Annotated in this window: 17 protein-coding genes; 11 read left to right on the forward strand and 6 right to left on the reverse strand. The window is 71.0% G+C overall.

The annotated features are described in order from the left end of the window. Positions 1-28: 28 nt before the first annotated feature. Together D892_RS0112225 and D892_RS49585 are read left to right on the forward strand one after the other, a co-directional pair. Complete coding sequence (locus tag D892_RS0112225) at positions 29-427, forward strand: RNA-binding S4 domain-containing protein (RefSeq protein WP_024801509.1); 399 nt, start codon at positions 29-31, stop codon at positions 425-427. Positions 428-502: 75 nt separating this feature from the next. Beyond that, positions 503-667: a hypothetical protein gene (locus D892_RS49585; protein WP_156959477.1), complete on the forward strand. Its 165-nt coding sequence runs from the start codon at positions 503-505 to the stop codon at positions 665-667. Positions 668-833: 166 nt separating this feature from the next. On the opposite strand, the gene D892_RS0112235 is transcribed toward D892_RS49585, so the two are convergent. Then, positions 834-3,551 carry an SDR family NAD(P)-dependent oxidoreductase gene (locus D892_RS0112235; protein WP_084161040.1) on the reverse strand — a complete coding sequence of 906 codons (2,718 nt, stop codon included), beginning with the start codon at positions 3,549-3,551 and terminating at the stop codon, positions 834-836. Positions 3,552-3,849: 298 nt separating this feature from the next. Here D892_RS0112235 and D892_RS0112240 point away from each other — a divergent pair, with 298 nt between their 5' ends. Beyond that, on the forward strand, positions 3,850-4,815 hold the full coding sequence (locus D892_RS0112240; protein ID WP_198036882.1) for an MBL fold metallo-hydrolase: 966 nt from the start codon (positions 3,850-3,852) through the stop codon (positions 4,813-4,815). A 93-nt stretch (positions 4,816-4,908) separates the two neighbouring features. On the opposite strand, the gene D892_RS0112245 is transcribed toward D892_RS0112240, so the two are convergent. Beyond that, on the reverse strand, positions 4,909-5,880 hold the full coding sequence (locus tag D892_RS0112245) for a nitronate monooxygenase family protein (RefSeq protein ID WP_024801512.1): 972 nt from the start codon (positions 5,878-5,880) through the stop codon (positions 4,909-4,911). A 291-nt stretch (positions 5,881-6,171) separates the two neighbouring features. On the opposite strand from D892_RS0112245, the gene fadD5 reads away from it, so the two are divergent. Together fadD5 and D892_RS0112255 are read left to right on the forward strand one after the other, a co-directional pair. Then, positions 6,172-7,743, forward strand: coding sequence for a fatty-acid--CoA ligase FadD5 (gene fadD5 / locus D892_RS0112250; RefSeq protein ID WP_024801513.1), 1,572 nt, complete (start codon positions 6,172-6,174; stop codon positions 7,741-7,743). A gap of 63 nt (positions 7,744-7,806) precedes the next feature. Further along, positions 7,807-8,439, forward strand: coding sequence for a cysteine hydrolase (locus tag D892_RS0112255; RefSeq protein WP_024801514.1), 633 nt, complete (start codon positions 7,807-7,809; stop codon positions 8,437-8,439). 2 nt (positions 8,440-8,441) lie between these two features. Here the strand turns inward: D892_RS0112255 and D892_RS0112260 are convergent, their stop codons facing one another. Continuing rightward, complete coding sequence (locus tag D892_RS0112260) at positions 8,442-10,808, reverse strand: lysylphosphatidylglycerol synthase transmembrane domain-containing protein (protein WP_024801515.1); 2,367 nt, start codon at positions 10,806-10,808, stop codon at positions 8,442-8,444. Positions 10,809-11,145: 337 nt separating this feature from the next. On the opposite strand from D892_RS0112260, the gene D892_RS0112270 reads away from it, so the two are divergent. Continuing rightward, a complete protein-coding gene (locus tag D892_RS0112270; protein ID WP_024801516.1) occupies positions 11,146-11,772 on the forward strand; it encodes a GDSL-type esterase/lipase family protein in 627 nt (208 codons plus the stop codon). A gap of 30 nt (positions 11,773-11,802) precedes the next feature. Next, complete coding sequence (locus tag D892_RS0112275; protein WP_024801517.1) at positions 11,803-12,582, forward strand: class I SAM-dependent methyltransferase; 780 nt, start codon at positions 11,803-11,805, stop codon at positions 12,580-12,582. A 25-nt stretch (positions 12,583-12,607) separates the two neighbouring features. On the opposite strand, the gene D892_RS0112280 is transcribed toward D892_RS0112275, so the two are convergent. After that, on the reverse strand, positions 12,608-14,152 hold the full coding sequence (locus D892_RS0112280) for an NAD(P)/FAD-dependent oxidoreductase (RefSeq protein WP_024801518.1): 1,545 nt from the start codon (positions 14,150-14,152) through the stop codon (positions 12,608-12,610). Between the two features lie 38 nt (positions 14,153-14,190). Beyond that, positions 14,191-14,841 carry a class I SAM-dependent methyltransferase gene (locus D892_RS0112285; RefSeq protein WP_024801519.1) on the reverse strand — a complete coding sequence of 217 codons (651 nt, stop codon included), beginning with the start codon at positions 14,839-14,841 and terminating at the stop codon, positions 14,191-14,193. 123 nt (positions 14,842-14,964) lie between these two features. Between D892_RS0112285 and D892_RS41005 the strand changes: the two genes are divergently transcribed. From D892_RS41005 to D892_RS0112300, 3 genes are read left to right on the forward strand one after another with little or no spacing between them, the layout of a single operon-like run. Further along, a complete protein-coding gene (locus D892_RS41005) occupies positions 14,965-15,276 on the forward strand; it encodes a hypothetical protein (protein ID WP_063630025.1) in 312 nt (103 codons plus the stop codon). Next, positions 15,273-15,890, forward strand: a complete 618-nt coding sequence (locus D892_RS43635; protein WP_024801521.1) for a hypothetical protein — start codon at positions 15,273-15,275, stop codon at positions 15,888-15,890. Before D892_RS41005 ends, D892_RS43635 begins: the two co-directional genes overlap by 4 nt. A gap of 54 nt (positions 15,891-15,944) precedes the next feature. Further along, on the forward strand, positions 15,945-16,475 hold the full coding sequence (locus tag D892_RS0112300; protein WP_036566972.1) for an NUDIX hydrolase: 531 nt from the start codon (positions 15,945-15,947) through the stop codon (positions 16,473-16,475). A gap of 118 nt (positions 16,476-16,593) precedes the next feature. Here D892_RS0112300 and D892_RS0112305 read toward each other — a convergent pair whose 3' ends face one another. Further along, a complete protein-coding gene (locus tag D892_RS0112305; RefSeq protein WP_024801523.1) occupies positions 16,594-17,700 on the reverse strand; it encodes a DUF2332 domain-containing protein in 1,107 nt (368 codons plus the stop codon). Between the two features lie 55 nt (positions 17,701-17,755). Between D892_RS0112305 and D892_RS0112310 the strand changes: the two genes are divergently transcribed. Further along, complete coding sequence (locus D892_RS0112310; protein WP_198036883.1) at positions 17,756-18,946, forward strand: citrate/2-methylcitrate synthase; 1,191 nt, start codon at positions 17,756-17,758, stop codon at positions 18,944-18,946. The last annotated feature ends 105 nt before the right edge of the window (positions 18,947-19,051 follow it).

Genomic DNA, 19,051 nt, shown 5'->3' on the forward strand with positions numbered 1-19,051 from the left:
TCGGTCCGGCGCGTAGTCTGCCGACTGTATGCGCGAGGAAACGGATCGGTCGCAGGCCGGTACCGCCCGGGTCGACTCCTGGGTATGGGCCGTGCGGCTGTTCAAGACACGATCCGCGGCGGCTACGGCCTGCCGCGGCGGGCACGTCCGCGTCAACGGCGTCGCGGCCAAGCCCGCCCAGCAGATCAAGCCGGGCGACGAGGTACGGGTGCGGGTCCACGGAATCGAACGCATCGTCGTCGTGCAGCGGATCATCGTGAAGCGCGTGGGTGCGGCCATCGCCGCCCAGTGCCTGATCGACAAGTCTCCGCCGCCGCCCCCGCCCGAGGTCCGCGCGTCCGTACCGCGCCGTGATCGCGGCTCCGGCCGACCCACCAAACGCGAACGCCGCGAAACGGATCGACTACTCGGCCGCCCCTCCTCCTGAACCACTGCCCTGGTTCCCCTCCGGCGCGCCGTGCCGCGATCGCCACGCCCGGATGCACACCCCGACCGTTCCAGCGTGCGCAGCAGATACCACAGCTCGGCGGCCGCCGCGACCGTGCCGAGCGCCGCCCGTGGCGCGGCGGAGGCGTCGATGACCAGGGGCAACGCGACGATGCAGGCGGTGCTGGCGACCGCCACCTGGGCCGTCAGCTCCAGCACCGATCTGCCGCGCAGGCCCTGAGAATCGATGATCGGTAGGACCAGGGCCGCCGAGCAGGATCAGGGCGAGGGCGGCGAAGGACAACCGCGGCTACTTCTTCGACTCGGGCATGCCGGCCATCATGCGCCGGGTTCGCGGGCGGTCGGGACCGACACGCCACGGGCACCGGTGGCGGGTGGAGTCGCGTTCAGAGTGCTTCGTCGCGGGGCGGGGTGGGGCGGATTCCGCGGGTCAGGGCCGCACCCAGGGCCGCGGCGGTCGAATGGCCGTGCAGCGGTACGGGTTTGACGCCGAGGGGTTTCGGGGCGGGCTGCGGAGGTCCGGCGCCTTCCGGAAGCAGGCCGCGCAGGCGGGCGGCGATCGGACCGGCGTCGTCGGTAGGGGCGTAGTCGACGGCAAGTACCGACGGCGACCGGTGGCCCAGGGCCACCGACAGCACCGCGGTGCCCCGCGCCACATCGAACGGGACCATTCCGGCCCGGCGCAGCCTGGCGTCGCCCGCGGAGACCACCGGTCCGGAAATCCATACGCCCCAGCCGATGCTGCGGATGCGGTCGTCGATCCGGCTGCGCGCCAGGGTGTCCAGGGCGGCGTGCACGGCGGCGTCGGCGGCCTGCCCCGGCGCTCCGAGCGCACCGGTCGACGAGGAGGACAGCAGCACGAAATCGACCGGATCGGGTGCGGTGAGGTCGAGCAGATGACCGGCCGCGCCGACCCGGGGCTCGTACAGATCGGCGAGCACACCCGTTGTCACCGAGCCGAATTCGGCATCTCGCCGGACACCCGCCGCGTGCACCACCCCGCGCACGGTCGACCCGCAGGCGCGAATGTCGAACAGCGCGTTGGCCAGATCGGCGCGATCGGTGACATCGCAGCGGACCACGACGATGCGGTCGTCCAGGCCGTCGAGCAGCCGGGGCAGCGGGCGCGGCGCGCGGGTGAGCACGACGACGTCGCGCGCACCGGCCTCGAGCAGCCAGCGGACCGCCACCGCGCCGAGGGTGCCGAGCCCGCCGGTCACCACGTAGGTGCCCTCGGCGCGGATGCCGATCGGCGCGGATCCGGCGGCGACGGACCGGAACCGGCGGCCGCGGACGGTGTGGTCCGAAATCCTAATCTCTTGGGAGACAGTCGGATTCAGCACCTGATCGGCCACGGGCGCCGGGTCGTCGTCCGATGCCCAGATCAATCGGGTCGGGAGGGCCGACTCCAATTGCAGTGTCCGGACCAGGCCGGCGATCGCGTTCTGAGTGAGCGAGTCGCGATCGGTCAGAACCACCGTCAGGGTGGTCGCCGGGCCGTCCTGGACTCGCTGCAGTAGGTCGAGGGCTCCCGCGATACCCGTCGTGACCGGGACCGGGCGGTCCGGTGTCGGCCATACCAGGACGATGGCCGTCGGGGCGGTGTGGCCGGTCGTCAGCGACGAGACGATCGGTCCGGCGTCGGCCGGATCGCAGGTCACGCGCAGCGCCGACAGCCGCCGGTCCAGCTCCCGCTCGAGCGCCACCGCGAGCGTGGACTCGCCCACCACGAGCGCTCGCTCCAGCGGCGGGCGGTGCGGCGCGGCGTGGTGGTCCGGGAACGGTTCCGGCACCCAGTGCTCTTCGGTCACGATCGACGCCGCCCATCCGGCCGCGGTGGCGACGGTGGGTCCGTAAACGGCTGTGCCCCGGGTGTTTTCGGCCATGTCGCCGGTCGGGTCGGTCACGTCGCCGTCCACGGCGCGGCCGGTGCCGTCGGTGGCATCCGGAATGCCGGGTCTCCTCGGTGCACCGCTGCGCCGCGACGATGCCGGACCGGCGGCGGTCAGCCACTCGTAACCCGTGGCGGCACCGGTTGTCGCTGCCGGGGACGGGTCCGCGACGGCCGTCGGCCGATGCTCGCCCGCCTCGTTGCCGAAGGGCGGACCCGCCTCCGTAACCGGTGGTGCCGTCCTGCCTTCGGCGTGCAGCCGGGCGACCGCCTCGAGAAAGGTCTCGGCCTCGTCGTCCCGATCGGCCACCGTATATGTCGACTCGCGAAACTCGTCGTAGCCGCGCACCGCCGCGGCCAGCACCGGGCTGGGCGCGACCTCCACCACCGTCGAGAGACCGTCGGCCGCGGCGGTTTCCAGTGCCGCGGCCAGTTCCACGGTGCCGCAGACGTTCTCGGTCCAGTACTCGGCGGTCAGTGCGGCCGTCTCCAGCACCTGGGCACGCCGGACGGTCGAATAGATCGGCAGCCGCGGCCGGCCGACGGCGAGTCCGTCGAGTCGGGTGACGAAGTCGGGCACCAGGTCTCGCGCCGAAGGGCGATGCAGCGTCGGATCGACGGCGAGAGTGCGGGCGGGCAGCCCGCGCCGGTGGGCCCGCCGCAGCAGCGTCTCGACGTAGCGCGGTTCGCCGGACACCACGACCGAGCGCGGCCCGTCGACCGACGCGATCGCGACGGCGGCGCGCATCGGCTCCACCATGCGCCGCAATTCGTCGGGGTCACCCTCCAGCACCGCGGCCGCGCCGGGACCGTCCTGCGGCACCCGGCCGCGGGCCACCGCGACCCGAGCGCCGTCGGCCAGCGGGAGCGCCCCGCTCACCACGGCGCCCGCGACCTCGCCGACGCCGTACCCGGCGACCGCGTCGAGGCGAATCCGCCATTCCCGCAACAGTTCCGCCAGCGCGAACTGGTAGCTGAACAGTGCCGGTTGGATCGCGTCGGCCGCCGCGAGGCTGTTCGCGAACCCGTGCCGGGGCGTCCACACCCGCGGGCCGCCGGCCCGCACCACGGCCTCCGCCGCGGCGTCGACCGCCCGGGCGAACGCCGGATACCGCGCCGCCAGCGCCCGGCCCATTCCGGCGTATTCGCCGCCCTGGCCGGAGAACAGGAACAACACCCCGCCCCGCTCCCGAGTGCTCGGCCGACCGTTCATCGCACCGCTCCGGGTGCGCGCCGCGCGTCCCGATTCGCCGGGACCGCATGGCAAGTGGACGTCAGGACCGATGCCTCGGCCGCCGAACCCGCGGTCGCGGGCCCGGCGCCGGTACTGGGCGGAGGTTCGGTCATGGTGTCGAGTACTGATCGATCGTCGTGCTGTGCCCCATGTGGCGCTCCTCCCCGCAGTCGGCGGAGATCCCCGGGCGTCAGGTATCCCCCGGCGATTATGCCGACAACTCGCGTCGGGGAGAAGGGGCTACCGGCACGCCGCGACGATCGCATAGCGTGGCGCTGTGACAGAACCTATCGATCAGCCGGATGTGACTGCCGGCCGCCCCGGCGTTCTGGGTGCGCTGGCCGACTGCTGTGCCGCGGTGATCGCGACCCCTCGCCGACTGCTGCGGCCGCGCCGTCCCGATGCCGGCTTCCTCGCGAACCTGCCGGTGGCGCCGCTCCCGCCGGCCCGCCGGACGGTCGCCATGACCGCGCTCGCGCAGGCACGCACCTCCGCGCCGGCCACCCTCGTCGCCGAGGGGATGCGCAGCCTGCGGTCGCTGCCGATGGCGATGGGCGCCTTCCTGATCGAGCATCCGCAGGCCCGGTTCCTGGTCGATCCGGCGATCTGCGCGAATCTGCACAAGCGGGTGATGCCGGGCCTGCCCTTCCCGGTCGGCCTGCTGGTCTCGCCCGACAAGCCGGTTCTCGGCCTCGCCGACGCGCTGTCGACCCGGAAGCTGTCGGGCGAGGACATCGATTTCGCGCTGGCCACCCATCTGCACTGGGACCACGTGTCGGGCCTGCTGGACATGCCCGAGTCGCTCGAGTTGCGCGTTCCCGGAATCGAATACGAATGGGCGATGTCCGGAGACCGGGCACCCCACAGCGTGGTTCGCGCGACCCTGCAGGACCGCCGGATCGGCAACGTCGAGCTGTCGGGACCACCCGTCCTCACCTTCGCCCGCAGCCACGATCTGTTCGGTGACGGCGCGGTGATCCTCGTCGATCTCTCCGGCCACACCCCCGGCAGCATCGGCGTCCTGCTCGCGGTGGACGACGGCACCCGCGTTCTGCTGGTCGGCGACGCGGTCTGGAACACCCTGCAGATCGAGCTGATTCGAGAGAAGGCGCCGCTGCCGGGCCAGCTCTTCGACACCGACCGGGACAAGACCTTCGAAACCATCCAGCGCCTGCACGCCCTCCCCGAGGGCATCGAGGTCATCGCCAGCCACGACTACAACGCGGTCCTCGCCCGGGCGTGAGCGGGCGGAACCCGGCCGGGAGCCGTCGTCCCGGGAGCCGTCGTCCCGGGATCCGGGCTATCCGGCCCACCGCGGTGCGAGGGCCGGGGCCGCTCAGGCGACGAAAGAGGCGAGGCGAGAGTTGATCAGTGATTCGGCCTCGGAGACCATGCGGGAGATCAGCTCGTCGCAGCTGGGGATGTCGTCGATGAGCCCCTGGACCTGACCCGCGGACCAGATGCCGGCGTCCAGGTCACCGTCCTCGAATACGCGGCGGCCGCGTACGCCGGCGACCAGCTCGCGGACGTCCTCGAATTTTCCGCCGGCCGCCTCGATCTCGACGACCTTGCGACTGATCTCGTTGTCGGCCACGCGGGCGGTATTGCGCATGGTGCGGAAGATGAGCTGGGTGTTGCGCTCGGTGTGCGCGACGATCTGCTCCTTGACCTTCTGGTGCACGGCCGATTCCCGGGTGCACAGGAACCGGGTGCCCATGTTGACGCCGTCGGCGCCCAGCGCCAGCGCGGCCACCAGCCCGCGGGCGTCGGCGATGCCGCCGGAGGCGATGATCGGAATCTCCAGCGCCTTGGCGGCGGCGGGGATCAGCACCAGGCCCGGCACGTCGTCCTCGCCCGGATGTCCGGCGCATTCGAAGCCGTCGATGGATACGCCGTCGACGCCGATCTTCTGTGCCTTGAGCGCGTGCCGCACGCTGGTGCACTTGTGCAGCACCTTGATTCCGGCGGCCCGATAGCCCGGGAGGAACGGCTCCGGGTTGCTGCCGGCGGTCTCGACGATTTTCACCCCGGACTCGATGATGGCCTGCACGTACTCCTCGTACGGCGGCGGATTGATCGAGGGCAGGATCGTCACGTTCACGCCGAACGGCTTGTCGGTGAGCTCGCGGGCGCGGGCGATCTCCTTGCGCAGATCCTCGGGGGTGGGCTGGGTGAGCGCGGTGATGAAGCCGAGCCCTCCGGCATTCGCGACGGCCGCCACGAGTTCGGCCCGGCCGACCCACATCATGCCGCCCTGCACGATCGGGTGCTCGACGCCGAACTCCTCGGTGAACCTGGTGCGCAACATCGGGGGGACCTCCTTGATTACGCAGGCACGCGCGCCCGCGGCTGGGCTCGATAGTGGCACGGGCGGGACGCCGAGTTCAACCTTGATGTAAGCCGCAGTTTGCTCGCCCATCCTAGGTTATCCGGAAACGCGCTCTGGTCGACGTAGTTTGCATCAATCGAAAGATCTGGGATGAGCTGGAAAAAGATCAGATGAGAAACGAGCTGTCGAACCCTCTCTGTAACCCTTGTCACGGTCAAAAGTTAGCTGCTATTCTCGCGGTTGTTCAGCCGAAGGCGGAGAGGACCATACATGACCACCGGTGCCCGAGCGCTCGCCGAACCGATCCGGTCGCGGCGCAACCACTGGAACAACCAGATCGCGGCGCACGCGCTGATGCGCCCGGACGCCGTCGCGATCCGGTTCCGGGGTCAGGACACCACCTGGAAGCAGTTGCACGAGCGCTCGCTGAAGTTCGCGGACGCGCTCGCCCGTCGAGGGGTCGGGTTCGGCGATCGGGTGCTCATCCTCGCGCTCAATTATCCCGAGTACCTCGAGGCGGTGTTCGGAATCAACGCGCTCGGCGCCATCGCGGTGCCGGTGAACTTCCGGCTGACGCCGCCGGAGGTCGCCTACATCGTCGCCGACTCCGGCGGCAAGGCGATCGTCACCGACAGCCTGCTGCAACCACTGGCGACGGGCGTGCAGGCTCAGTCCCCGGGCCTGGAGACCTGCATCGTGATCGGCGGGCAGACCGCCGACGGCGTGGTGGGCTACGACGACGCGCTGGCCGAAGAGGGCGAACCCCATGTGCCGCTGGACATTCCGGAGGACACGCCCTGCCTGATCATGTACACCTCGGGCACCACCGGGAGCCCCAAGGGCGCGATCCTGTCCCACACCAATATGACGGCGCAGGCGCTGACCTGCATCCGCGCCATGGACATCTCCGCGGAATCGGTCGGCTTCTGCACCTCGCCGCTGTTCCACATCGCCGGAATCGGCAGTCTCGCACCGGCTTTCCAGCTCGGCACCAAGACCGTGCTGCACCCGCTCGGCGCGTTCGACGCCACCGAGTTCCTCGACGCGGTCGAGGCCGAGCAGGCCACCACCGCGTTCTGTGTGCCCGCGCAGTGGCAGCTGATCTGCGAGGAGCCGACGGTCAAGCAGCGCAAGACCGCGCTGAAGATGCTCAGCTGGGGTGCGGCGCCCGCCTCCGACACGGTGCTGCGGGCGATGGCCGAATGCTTCCCGGAGGCGCAGAACGTCGCGGTGTTCGGTCAGACCGAGATGTCGCCGATCACCTGCGTGCTGGAGGGCCGCGACCAGCTGCGCAAGCTCGGTTCGGTGGGCAGGCCCATCCCGACCATCCAGAGCCGCATCGTCGACGACGAGATGAACGATGTCGCTCCCGGTGAGATCGGCGAAATCGTCTATCGCGGACCGACTCTCATGCAGGGCTACTGGAACAAGCCGGAGGCCACCGCGGAGGCGTTCGCCGGCGGCTGGTTCCACTCCGGCGATCTGGTCCGCGCCGACGAGGAGGGCTTCGTCTGGGTGGTGGACCGCAAGAAGGACATGATCATCTCCGGCGGCGAGAACATCTACTGCGCCGAGGTCGAGAACGTCCTGTTCGCCCACCCGAAGATCCACGAGGCCGCGGTCGTCGGCCGCGCCCACGACAAGTGGGGCGAGGTCCCGGTGGCCGTCGTCGCCCTGACCGACGCGGACGACACCCTGACCCTGGAGGAACTCGCCCCGTTCCTGAACGAGAACCTGGCCCGCTACAAGCACCCCAAGGACCTGGTCGTCGTCCCCGAACTCCCCCGCAACGCCAGCGGCAAGGTCGTCAAAGTCCAACTCCGCAAGGACTATTCGGGCTGATCACGGCCGGCCCGCCAGGGACCTTCCCGGCGGGGGCGGTGCGGTTGGGGCAGTATGGGTTTCATGGCCTTCGATAGTGCTCGGACCGCTGTGCTCGCGCTGCACTGGCAGGTGAACGTCATCGAACCCGACGGGTTCTTCGGGCCGATGCTGGCCGAGCCCGTCGCCGCGAGCGGGGTTGTCGAGCGGGCGGTGGCGTTTCACGCCGCCGCCCGGAAGGCCGGGGTGCCACTGGTTTTCACCCGGTTCACGATTCCCGTGGGTGAGGGCGGTCTGGTGCGCAACACCGGGTTCATGCGTTCCGTCGCCGCGGCCCAGACCGAGTTCCGGCCGGAATCGCCCGGCTCGCAGATCGTTCCGGCCATGGCCGAGCAGGCGGAGCAGGGCGCCACGTTCGACAACCAGAAGCTGTCCGGTCTGGCGGGGACCGCGCTGCCGGACTGGCTGGCCGCACGCGGTGTGGACACGCTGCTGATCACCGGGGTGGCGACGAACCTGACCGTCGAGCAGACTGCCCGGCACGGTACCGATCTCGGTTTCACCGTGCATCCGATCGCCGACTGCGTCACCGCGGCGGCACCGGAGGTGCACGAGGCGTCGCTGGGCAATCTCGAGCTGACCACCGCCGGCTGCCTGTCCGCGGAGCAGGCCCTCGGGGAACTGGGCGCACTGCCCGATGGGCCGCGCCCCCACTGAACTCAGATCATGTCGCGGCTGGTGAGCCGGCGCATGATCAGCCAGCCGCCGAACACCGGCAACCAGCAGGTCAGCACGCGGTACAGCAGCACGGCGGGAACCGCGATGGCCTGCGGCACACCGAATGCGCCGGCGAGCAGACCGATCAGGGCGGCCTCGACGGCGCCCACGCCGCCCGGCGTGGGCGCGGCCGAGGCCAGCGTCCCGCCGACCATGGTGGCCATGGTGACCGTGACGAACGTGGTGCTGCCGCCGAACGCCTCGATGCTGGCCCACAATGCACCGGCCGCGCCGAGAGTGATTGCGGCACAACCGCCCACGATCATCGCCAGCCGGACCGGGCTGTGCGCCAGCTCGCGCAGCTCGCGCACGACCTCCGACAGCTGCGGGCGGACCTCGGTGCGCAGCCACCGCCGCACGGTCGGCACGAACATCGCCACGCCGACCAGTCCGAGCACCGCGCCGGCCACCAGATACAGCACGGTCGGGCTGGGCACGAAATGCCCCAGATTCGCCGAAACCCCTGCGGCCACACTGAAGACGATCAGCAGCCCGACGTGCGTGATCACCTGAACCGACTGCTGCAGCGCCACGGCCGCGGTGGCCCGCATCGCGCCCAGCCCGTTCTTCTGCAGGAAGCGCACGTTCAGCGCGAGTCCGCCGACGCCGGCCGGCGTGGTGGTGGCCGCGAACGTGTTGGCCACCTGGGCGAGAAACAGATTGCGGAAGTTCACCGACTCCGACGTGCACCCCCACAGCGCCATGGCGGCCCCGAGATAGGTCGCGACCGAGACGGCCAGCCCGAGCAGCGCCCACCACCAGTTGGCCCGGCCCAGTTCGGTGATGAACGTCGGCACCTGGCTGATGAACGGGTAGGCGACATAGACCAGGGCGATCAACAGCACCAGCTGGATGAACTGGTTGCGGCTGAACCGGGTGATCTGCGCGGCCTCGATGCGATCCTCGCCGGTCTGCAGCAGCACCTCCGCGCGCACCCGCTTCATCAGACCCTTGGCGTCGGGCGCCGAATTGCGCACCGGGGCCGGCAGCGCCGATTTCGTCAGCCGCCGTGAGGCATTGAGCACCGCCTGATCGCCGAGTACCTGAATCGCGGTGCGCACCACCGGTTCCGGGCCGAACATCGCACCGGTCGACAGCAGCAGCTGAGCCACGTCGGAGGAGAATCGCGCCTCGTAGGAACCGAATTCGGCGACCATGAACCCGCTGAACAACACCCGGCCGTCGACCAGGCGGATCTCCTCGGCGCGCAGATCGCCGTGCGAGATCTGGGCCCGGTGCATGGTCTGCAGCGCCTGCCACACGGTGCCGAGGGCGGCCTCGTCGCCGGTCGACAGCGTCCGGCCGCGTGGAACCGTGTGCGCGTAGAGCGTCCAGCCGCGCTCCAGGGCGGCCACCGTGAGCGGCTTGTTACTGGCCAGGCCGAGATCGCCGATCGCGATGCCCATCAGCGCCCGATGTTCGACCGCGCGCCGCAGCGACGCGAAGGCCGGTGCGCGCTCGCCCGGCCGGAAGGTCAGCCAGCGGCGCACCTGGCGCAGGATTCCCCAGCTGCGCTGATTCTGGCCGTAGAGCTCCACCGTCAGCCGGTGATCGGGCCCGGTCTCCGCCGACAGTTGCAGCGGCCCCGGCCCGGCCGGTCGCAGCACGGTGAAGCTCGTGACCGTGTAGCCGCGCTTGGCCAGGACCCGGACTGCGGCGTCCAGCGGCACCTCCAGCGCGGGCGTGCCGACCAGCAGCACGATCACCGCCCCGACCCACCAGCCCAGCGCCAGGCCGAACATCGCCCGCGACGGCACCACCAGGCTGACGAACAGATGCAGTGGCACGAACGCCAGCAGCAGCGCCCACCACCAGCGCCGCCACGAGGCCGGCAGCCACGGGCTGGCAACCGTCAGCATCGCGGTGAGCATGGCGATCCAGCGCGGGTCGTCGAGGAACTGGGACAGGAAGGTGTCCAGCTGCGCGGCCACATGCCATTGCGGCGCCGAGATTCCGGTGCCGGTGATCGACAGCAGGACGACCGCGATCAGCCCGGCCGTCAGATATCCGAACAGCAGGGTCCACTGCCAGCGGAAGATCAACCGCACCAGGATCGCGAACGGCAGCGCCACGATCGCGGCGCCGTAGAGCAGATAGACCAGGTTCGACTGCTCGGGCGTCAGGATGCCGAGAATGTCGGACAGCGAGCGCTCCAGCGCCTCCCAGCGCGGCCGCGTGATCAGCGAGCCCGCGACGACGACCGCCACCAGCACCGCCGACAGCGCGACCCGGATGATGTCGCTGGTGCGCCGGATCCGTGGCTGCAGCAGGCTGCCGGAGACGGGAATCTCCCGCCCGTCGACTCGCATGTCGTATCGGATCTTTCGGATCGAGGGAGCGGGGTCGGCTGGGGTGAGAGTATGCAGCAGCGTGCCGAGCCATCCGGCGGCAACACGCCGTCGGGCTCGTCCGGCAGGGCCGTCCGATTCGGCGGAGCCGCGCGACTCGCCGGTGTCTCCGTGGCCGGTTCGGACGGAGTCCGCGTCGTCGTCCTGTCGTAAGCCGGCGTCCGGCCCGGGCGTTGCCATACGTACTCCCTCCCGGCTCCCTCCCCGACACGTCACCGCGATCCTATGGCCCGGCGGTTCGCGCGTGGATTCCGCCCTTTGTCCCATCAATGCGCCGCGGACGTGAAACCATCACACGGTGGTTCGAGACGTCCGTATCTGCTTCGTCGGGGACTCGCTGGTGGCCGGTCTGGGGGACAGGCAGTGTCTCGGCTGGGCGGGCCGGCTGGCCGCCCGCGCGGCCGGCGCCGGATATCCAGTGACCTACTACAACCTGGGCGTGCGCCGGGCGACGTCGACCGATATCGCGGAGCGGTGGGAGGGCGAGTGCCGGCGCCGGCTACCGGCCGATATCGACGGGCGCGTGGTGCTCTCCTTCGGTATCGACGACACCCTGCTGGACGACGGCCGGACATGGGTGCCCACCGAACGCTCGGTGGCCAATCTGACGGCGGTACTGCGCGGGACCCGCGGGCTCGGCTGGCCGACGCTGATGGTCGCGCCACCGCCGGTGAACGACGACGAACACAACAGCCGGATCGAGAAATTGGATGCCGAGTTCGCCGAAGTCTGCGGCGCCGAGGGCGTGTCGTACGTGCGCGTGCATCAGCCGCTGCGGCAGAGCACAACCTGGATGCGCGAGGTCGCGTCCGAGGACGACTACCACCCGGGCACGGCCGGTTACGAGGAGTTCGCCGCGCTCATCGTGCCGCCCTGGCTGCTGTGGCTGTCCGAACCCGGATCGGGTCTGCCCGTCGTCCGGTGACGGGTTCATTCAGGCGGATAGCATTGCCGCGTGAGCGAGACCGGTGAACCGAATCCGAGCCACCCCGAACTGTGGGCGCGCCGGGCGAATTCGTTCGGTGCGGAGGCCGGGGCCTATGCCGCGCATCGGCCGGACTATCCGCTCGCCGGAATCCGGTGGGCACTGGAACCGCTCGGCGCGACCGCCGAGCCCGAGGTGCTCGATCTCGCCGCGGGTACCGGAAAGCTCACCGACGGCCTGATCGAGGTCGGCGCGCGGGTGACCGCGGTCGAGCCCGACGACGCCATGCGGGCCGAATTCGCCCGGCGGCATCCGCGGCCGGCCGCGCTGGCCGGAAGCGCGGAAAGTATTCCGCTACCGGCCGATTCGGTCGATGCCGTACTGGTCGGGCAGGCATTCCACTGGTTCGACCCACCGCGGGCGTTCCCGGAGATCGCGCGGGTGCTGCGGCCCGGCGGCGTGCTGGCGGCGTTCTGGAATATGCACGACTCCTCGGTCGAATGGGTGGCGGAACTGGACCGGCTCTCTCGCACCGAGGTGCTGACGCGGCAGCGCTCACGCGACCCCGACCCGGCGCATCCGCTGTTCGCACCGTTCCGGCGCCAGTACTTTCCGCACACCCAGCGGCGCACCGCGGAAAGCCTCGCCGCCACCGTCGGAACCCATTCGCACGCCCTGGTGCTGGATTCGGCCGATCGCGCCGCACTCCTCGCGCGTATCGCGGAATATCTGCGCGGCCGGCCCGAAACGCGCTCCGGCGAATTCGATCTCCCGTTGCGCACCCTGGTGGTCCGTACGACTCCGCGCTGATCGGGCGCACCCGGCCGCTCGGTACTCAGCCCGATTCGAGAACGGCCATGGCGGCATTGTGGCCGCCGATCCCGCTGACCCCGCCGCCGCGGACGGTGCCGGCGCCGCACAGGAATACGGTGCGGTGGCCGGTGCTCACACCCCACCGCGCGGCCGGGTCGGCCGCATCGTCGGTGCGGAAGGGGAACTCCAGGTCGCCGTGGAAGATGTGGCCGCCCGGCAGGCCCAGCTCGCGCTCCAGATCCAGCGGATTCTTCGCCTCGAGGCACGGCCGCCCCTCGGCATCCACGGCCAGACAGTCGCGAATCGGCTCGGCCAGCACCGAATCCAACTGGGCCAGCGCCGAATCGACCGCGAGGCGGGTGGCCTCCGCGGGCCGGTCCAGGAACAGATTCGCGGGAGTGTGCAGGCCGAACAGCGTCAGGGTGTGGGTGCCGCGGGCCGCCAAGCCGGGCGCGAGGATCGAGGGGTCGGTGAGGGTGTGGCAGTAGATCTCCGACGGCAGGGCCGTCGGGAGCCGCCCCGCCTCGGCCTCCAGGTAGGCCCGGTCCAGTTGGGCGTATCCCTCGGCGATGTGGAACGTGCCCGCGAACGCGTCTCCCGGGTCGACGGCGTCCCGCAGCCGGGGCAACCGGTGCAGCAGCATGTTCACCTTGAGCTGGCAGCCCTCGGGCCGGTCGGGCGCGGACTCGCCGAGCAGCCGCGACAGTTCCCGCGGTGCGGCGTTCACCAGCACGTGCCGCGCGCCGACCGCGCCGGTCTCGAAACGCACCTCCGCCGCCTCGCCGTCGGTGTCGATGGCGGTGACCGCGCTCTCGGTGATCAGCTCGGCCCCGGCGGCGCGGGCCGACGCGGCGAGCGCATCGGTCAGCGCGCCCATCCCGCCGATCGGCACGTCCCAGTCGCCGGTCCCGCCGCCGATCACGTGGTAGAGGAAGCAGCGGTTCTGCCGCAGGGCCGGATCGTGCGCATGGGTGAAGGTTCCGATCAGCGCGTCGGTGAACGCGACGCCGCGCACCGTGTCGTCGGCGAACGTGGCCTCGATCGTCTCGCCCAGCGGGCGTTCGAAGATCGCCTCCCAGGCCGCGGAATCATCGATGACACGCCGCAATTCGGCGCGGGTGGGCAGCGGCCGGGTCAGCGTGGGAAACACCCGCTGCGCGAGCCGGCCGGTCATCTCGTAGAAACGCTGCCACGCCAGGTAGTCGGACTCCGCCCCGGTGACCCGGAGGAAGCTTGCGCGCGTGCGGTATTCGTCGGCGCTGTCGATCAGCAGCCCGGCGTCGCCGACCGGTGTGTAGGACGAGATCCGGCGTCGCCGCGTCGTGAACCGGAGGTCCAGGTCCCGCACGATCTGCCGCGGCAGCAGGCTCACCAGGTAGGAGTACCGGGACAACCGCGCGTCCACGCCCGCGAAGACCCGCTCCGAGGTGGCCGCGCCGCCGGTGTGGTCGCGGCGTTCGAGGACCAGCACCGAGCGTCCGGCCCGGGCCAGATATGCCGCGGCCACCAGCCCGTTGTGGCCGCCGCCGACGACCACCACGTCGTAGCTCGCGCGTGCCGGCTGCATCTGCCCTGGATATCACGCCGCCCCGGGGGAGCGCGCGATCAACTCGCCGACGACTTCTCGGCCAGCAGGTACGCCTGCGGATGCCGCTCCCACTCCCGATCCCGTTCCGGCTCCCGCACCATCCGGGCCACGACCCGGAATCCGCCGTCCCGCAGCAGCCGCTCCAGCCGGTCCGGCGACCACAGGAAGCTCGGGGCCACCCGGTGATCGTGGGGCAGTACGGCGTCCGGTCCGGCGGCGGCCTGGTATGCCAGCAGCAGGTGCCCGCGGTCGGCGAGCGCCCGATGGAATCCGGCGACGACGCCGGGCAGCCGTTCCGGCGGAATGTGAATGATGCTGTACCAGGCCACGATCGCGCCCAGTGCGCCGTCGGCCGCGGCCGGCTCCGTCATCGAACCGACCTCGAAGCGCAGGGCGGGATGGGCGGCCCGCGCCAGCCGGATCATCTCCGGCGACAGGTCGATACCGAATACGTCGAGGCCGAGTTCGGCCAGGTGCCCGGTGATCCGCCCGGGGCCGCAACCGATATCGGCGACGGTGCCGCCGCCGCGGGCCAGCTCGGCGAACGCTCCCAGCATCGCGCGGTCGAACGGATCGTCGGCCAGTGCGTGTTCGAATGTCGCGGCGTACAGCTCGGCGACGTCGTCGTAGGCGTCGCGGGTGCGCCGCACATCCTCTGTTCCCGTCACCGCGGCGAGTCTAGCGATCCGGATCACCGCGCGACCGGTGCCCGCGCGAGGGCTCGATAACAACCGAAAACCGTTCTCCCGACATACAGTTCGTGCCGTACGCGGATGCTGCAAGATGGATCGATGGGATCACGCGCAGACCGTTGGGACGGCTTCGTCGAGCATGTGCAATCGGCCCCCGCCACCCTGCCCGCCGATATTCGCCGATCGATCTTCGAGGCGGCGTCCGGCGGCGCCACCGCATTACCCGACGATCTCGGCCCGTTCGTCGACACCGTGGCCCGGCACGCGCACCGGGTCACTGACGATCAGGTCGCCACGCTGACCGAGAGCCGTTCCGAGGACGAGGTTTTCGAGGCCACGGTGGTGGCCGCCGTCGGCGCCGCCGATCGGCGGTTGCGGGCCGTGCAGCGCGTCCTGGAGGAGCGGGAATGAGGCTCGCCGCCATCGACCGCGGTCACGACCTGCCGGGCCGGTCGACGCTGCGTGCCCTGCGCGTGCTCGGGCGGACCGAGGTGCCGGACGCGGCCAAGGTGCAGATCTACCGGCATCGCTACTTCGGGACGCCGTTCAGCGACCTGCTGCAGGATCTGATGCGCGGCCCCTCCGCGTGGAGCGTCGGCGAGCGAGAACTGTTCGCGGCGTTCACCTCCGCGCGCAACCGGTGCGAATTCTCCCGCACCTGCCATCAGGCGGTCGCCGAGAGCTTCCAGGACCAGGAACTGGTGATCCGCGCGCTGGAGCGGCCGGCGGAATCGGGACAGCCCATCGAAGTCGTTGTCGTCCTGGACTTTCTCGCCAAGCTCGCCGACGCGCCCGACGAGCTGACGCGGGCCGATGTGGAGCGGGTCCGGGCGGCCGGCGTGACCGAGGCGGCGCTGACGGAGGCCGTCCGCATCAGCGTCGCGTGCCACGCCGCCAACCGCATCATGGACGCGATGGGCGGCGTGCCGCCCGCGGGCCGCGACCTCACCCGAATCCGCTGGTTCCTGCGCCGCCGGGGATATGCCACCCCGGCGAGCGTGAAGCACCTGTCCGGGGCGGGCTGACGGGGCCGGCCGCGACAGCGGCACAATCCGATCAGCCGGGGCACAATCCGGGGCATGGAAACGCTCGGATCGCAGACCGTGTACCGCAATCGCTGGATGGAAGTGCGCGAGGACACCATTCGGCGGTCCGACGGCACCGTCGACATCTACGGCGTCATCGATCGGCCCGATTTCGTCATGGTCGTGCCGCAGCACGGCGACCGGTTCCACCTGGTCGAACAGTTCCGCTACCCGCTGGGCCGGCGGTGCTGGGAGTTCCCGGCGGGCACGCTGCCGGATCTCGCGGTCGGCGACCCGGAGGATCTGGCACACCGCGAACTGCGCGAGGAGACCGGGCTGCGGGCCGGGCGACTGACCTACCTCGGCCCGATCGACGCCGCACCCGGCACCCTGCGCCAGCACGGCCGCGTCTACCTGGCGACCGAGCTGACGCCCGGCGAGCCCGAGCGCGAACCGGAGGAACAGGACATGTGCTCGGAGTGGTTCGACCGCACCCGCCTGGAGGCCATGATCCGCTCCGGCGAGATCACCGACACCGGAACCCTCGCCGCCTACTCTTTGCTGCTGCTCCGAGACCGAGCCTGAGTTCGCTTGTGCGGCAACGGCCGGCGAGCGCGCGGCCGTGGACCCCGGACGGTGCGGGACGGCGACTCCGACTCCGACGCGCGCCTTCGCAGGTGCCGGCGGGACAGCCGGCTCCGGGTCAGGCGAATGCCGGCACTCCGTGCGGCGCGGCGCGGGCGAGCAGCACCGGCGGCGCCGACCCGATGCGCACGGTGAGCGGAAAGCCCTCGCCGGGCTCGCCGCGCTCCGGTTCGAAGCAGATGTGCGCGAAGCCCGCGTCCGGTCGGCTCGCGGCGGCCAGCCGCTCCAGTTCGCCGGTCACGAGGGCCCATTCACCCGCCGGTACGTACTGCCGCATCACCGAATGCCAGACGATGGTGAGGGTTCCGGGCTCCGGTTCGAGATCGGCCAGGAACTCCGCGGCGCCCTTCGTGCTGATCTCGGCCGGGATTTGCGCGGCCAGCCGGAGCGCGCCGTCCAACCGCGCGGCGCGCTCCGGCTGGTCCGGCCAGACGTAGGACCGCAGCGCGAGGGCGCCGTCCGGCGACAGCGGATCCAGCGGGTCCGGATCGCAGCCGCGGCGTTCGATCACGGCCGGTCGCGGATGCCGCCGCGCCGCATCGCGCAGCCACGCCGGTACCGGGCCGCGCCAGGCCGCGCCGATCGCGACCGGCGAATCCGGTGGACCCCACTCGAAACCATCGGCGTACCAACGGAAGTGGTCGGCGCGCAGGTTCAGTCCCGCGCTGCTGCCCAGCTCCACCAGCCGGATCGGCAGCGGCATCGCGTCGACCGCCGCCAGTAGGCCCGTGATCAGCGGAACGGCCCGGCCCACCTCGTTGGTCTGCGGCGGCGTGGCCAATCGGTCGCGTATCTCCTCCGGACGGTCCCGGACGACCTGGCGAAATGCGTGCCACACCATGTTGTCGTCGGTGTGCCGCACCGTGTTGTCGTCGGTGTGCCACACCGTGTCGTCGGCACCTCGTCGGCCGTTCGTCGACGCGCTCGGGTAATACCCGGCGAGTTCGGGTGCGGCCCCGGTCAAGACCAGCGCGTGCACGGCACCGAGCAGACGCAGCGGCAGCGCGGCCGCGAACGGCAGGTGCGCATAGCCGTCGAGCACCCGGGCACACGGTCCGCCGCTGCCGACGTCGCGCGAGATCTCCTCCAGCAGAGCGGAATACAACGGAGAGCCCAATGCCGCACAGGACCGAGCGTGGAATTCGAACTGTCGCACAAGGGTCATGACCGAACTGTGCTCCGTCCTGTCGATCCCGATCAATATTGATTATCGTCAACCCGTGGCGGACGACCGGATAGATGCGAAGACCGCCGCCGACCGGCTCGGAGTCAAACCGGCCACGCTCTATTCCTATGTCAGCCGCGGCGTCCTGCGGCGGCACTTCGATCCGGACCGCCGCCGCAGCCTGTTCGATCCCGCCGACATCGAACGGCTCGCGCGGCGCGGAAAACCCCGGCGTCGTGCCGCGCCGACCGAGATCGCCATCGAATCGCGGATCACCGTACTCGGCCCGGACCGGCCGTACTATCGCGGCCGAGATGCCTTGGAGCTGGCCGATACCCACCGATTCGAGGCGGTGGCCGAATGGCTGTGGGGCGGTGAGCTCACCGATTCCGGTCCCTGGCGGTGCCGGCTGCGGGCGGTCGCGACGGCGCGGGCCGTTCAGTACGGGCTGCCCACCGACCTGGCCCCGCTGGATCGCGTGCAGATCATCGTGACCGCGCTGTCGGTCAGCGATCCGCTGCGGTTCCATCTCGATCCCGGCGCCGTGACCGCCACCGCGCGCACGCTGATCGCGGGCATGGCCGAGGCGCTGCCGCCGCTGTCGGAACCGGCCGGGCCGACCATCGCCGAAATGCTGTGGTCGCGGCTGTGCCCGCACCCGCCGGAATCCGATCGGGTGCTGAAGGCGCTCGATACCGCGCTGATCCTGCTCGCCGATCACGAGCTGGCCTCCTCCACGTTCGCCGCCCGCGTCGCGGCCTCGGTGCGGGCCGATCCGTACGCGGTGGTCGGCACCGGGCTCGGGACGGTCGGCGGCCCCATGCACGGTGGCGCCACCCGCGCCGTCGAGCGCCTGCTCGCCGATATTCCGGATCGGGCCGCCGTGCCGCGCGTCATCGGCGATCTGCTCCGGCGTGGTGAGCGGATCCCGGGTGCCGGCCACGCCGTCTACCGCGACGCCGACGCGCGCGGCGCGCACTTGTTCGAGCAGATCCGGCGGCTCGCCCCCGATCACCCGAAACTCCTTGCCGCCGAGGCGATCCTGACCGAGCTGCGCATTCGGCGGCAGCCCGAGCACAACATCGACTTCGCGCTCGCCACCCTCTGCGCGGTCTACGGCCTGGTTCCCGGCTCCGGCGAGGCGATCTTCGCGGTCGCCCGCACGGCCGGCTGGCTGGCCCATGCCATGGAGGAATACGCGGGCGGGACGCCGCTTCGCCCCCGCGCGCTGCCGGCGCGGTCGTGATCGCGTGCTCGGGAGGGCTCGCCGGGCGCGGCGGGTGACGGGCGCGCCGGATTGCGGCCGGCCGATCGGTCCGCGGAGGTAGTCTGCTCGGACCAGGCCGTACCC

This window comes from Nocardia sp. BMG51109 (genome assembly GCF_000526215.1).
In the GTDB taxonomy this organism is placed as follows: Bacteria; Actinomycetota; Actinomycetes; order Mycobacteriales; family Mycobacteriaceae; genus Nocardia.

What these genes read in the sequence shown, in the direction of transcription:
- D892_RS43635 (WP_024801521.1), top strand. Translation starts at nt 15,273, where the DNA reads ATGAGGCTCGCCGCCATCGACCGCGGTCACGACCTGCCGGGCCGGTCG.
- D892_RS41005 (WP_063630025.1), top strand. Translation starts at nt 14,965, where the DNA reads ATGGGATCACGCGCAGACCGTTGGGACGGCTTCGTCGAGCATGTGCAA.
- fadD5 (WP_024801513.1), top strand. Translation starts at nt 6,172, where the DNA reads ATGACCACCGGTGCCCGAGCGCTCGCCGAACCGATCCGGTCGCGGCGC.
- D892_RS0112305 (WP_024801523.1), bottom strand. Translation starts at nt 17,700, where the DNA reads ATGACCCTTGTGCGACAGTTCGAATTCCACGCTCGGTCCTGTGCGGCA.
- D892_RS0112280 (WP_024801518.1), bottom strand. Translation starts at nt 14,152, where the DNA reads ATGCAGCCGGCACGCGCGAGCTACGACGTGGTGGTCGTCGGCGGCGGC.
- D892_RS0112300 (WP_036566972.1), top strand. Translation starts at nt 15,945, where the DNA reads ATGGAAACGCTCGGATCGCAGACCGTGTACCGCAATCGCTGGATGGAA.
- D892_RS0112235 (WP_084161040.1), bottom strand. Translation starts at nt 3,551, where the DNA reads ATGAACGGTCGGCCGAGCACTCGGGAGCGGGGCGGGGTGTTGTTCCTG.
- D892_RS0112260 (WP_024801515.1), bottom strand. Translation starts at nt 10,808, where the DNA reads ATGCGAGTCGACGGGCGGGAGATTCCCGTCTCCGGCAGCCTGCTGCAG.
- D892_RS0112255 (WP_024801514.1), top strand. Translation starts at nt 7,807, where the DNA reads ATGGCCTTCGATAGTGCTCGGACCGCTGTGCTCGCGCTGCACTGGCAG.
- D892_RS0112225 (WP_024801509.1), top strand. Translation starts at nt 29, where the DNA reads ATGCGCGAGGAAACGGATCGGTCGCAGGCCGGTACCGCCCGGGTCGAC.
- D892_RS0112245 (WP_024801512.1), bottom strand. Translation starts at nt 5,880, where the DNA reads ATGTTGCGCACCAGGTTCACCGAGGAGTTCGGCGTCGAGCACCCGATC.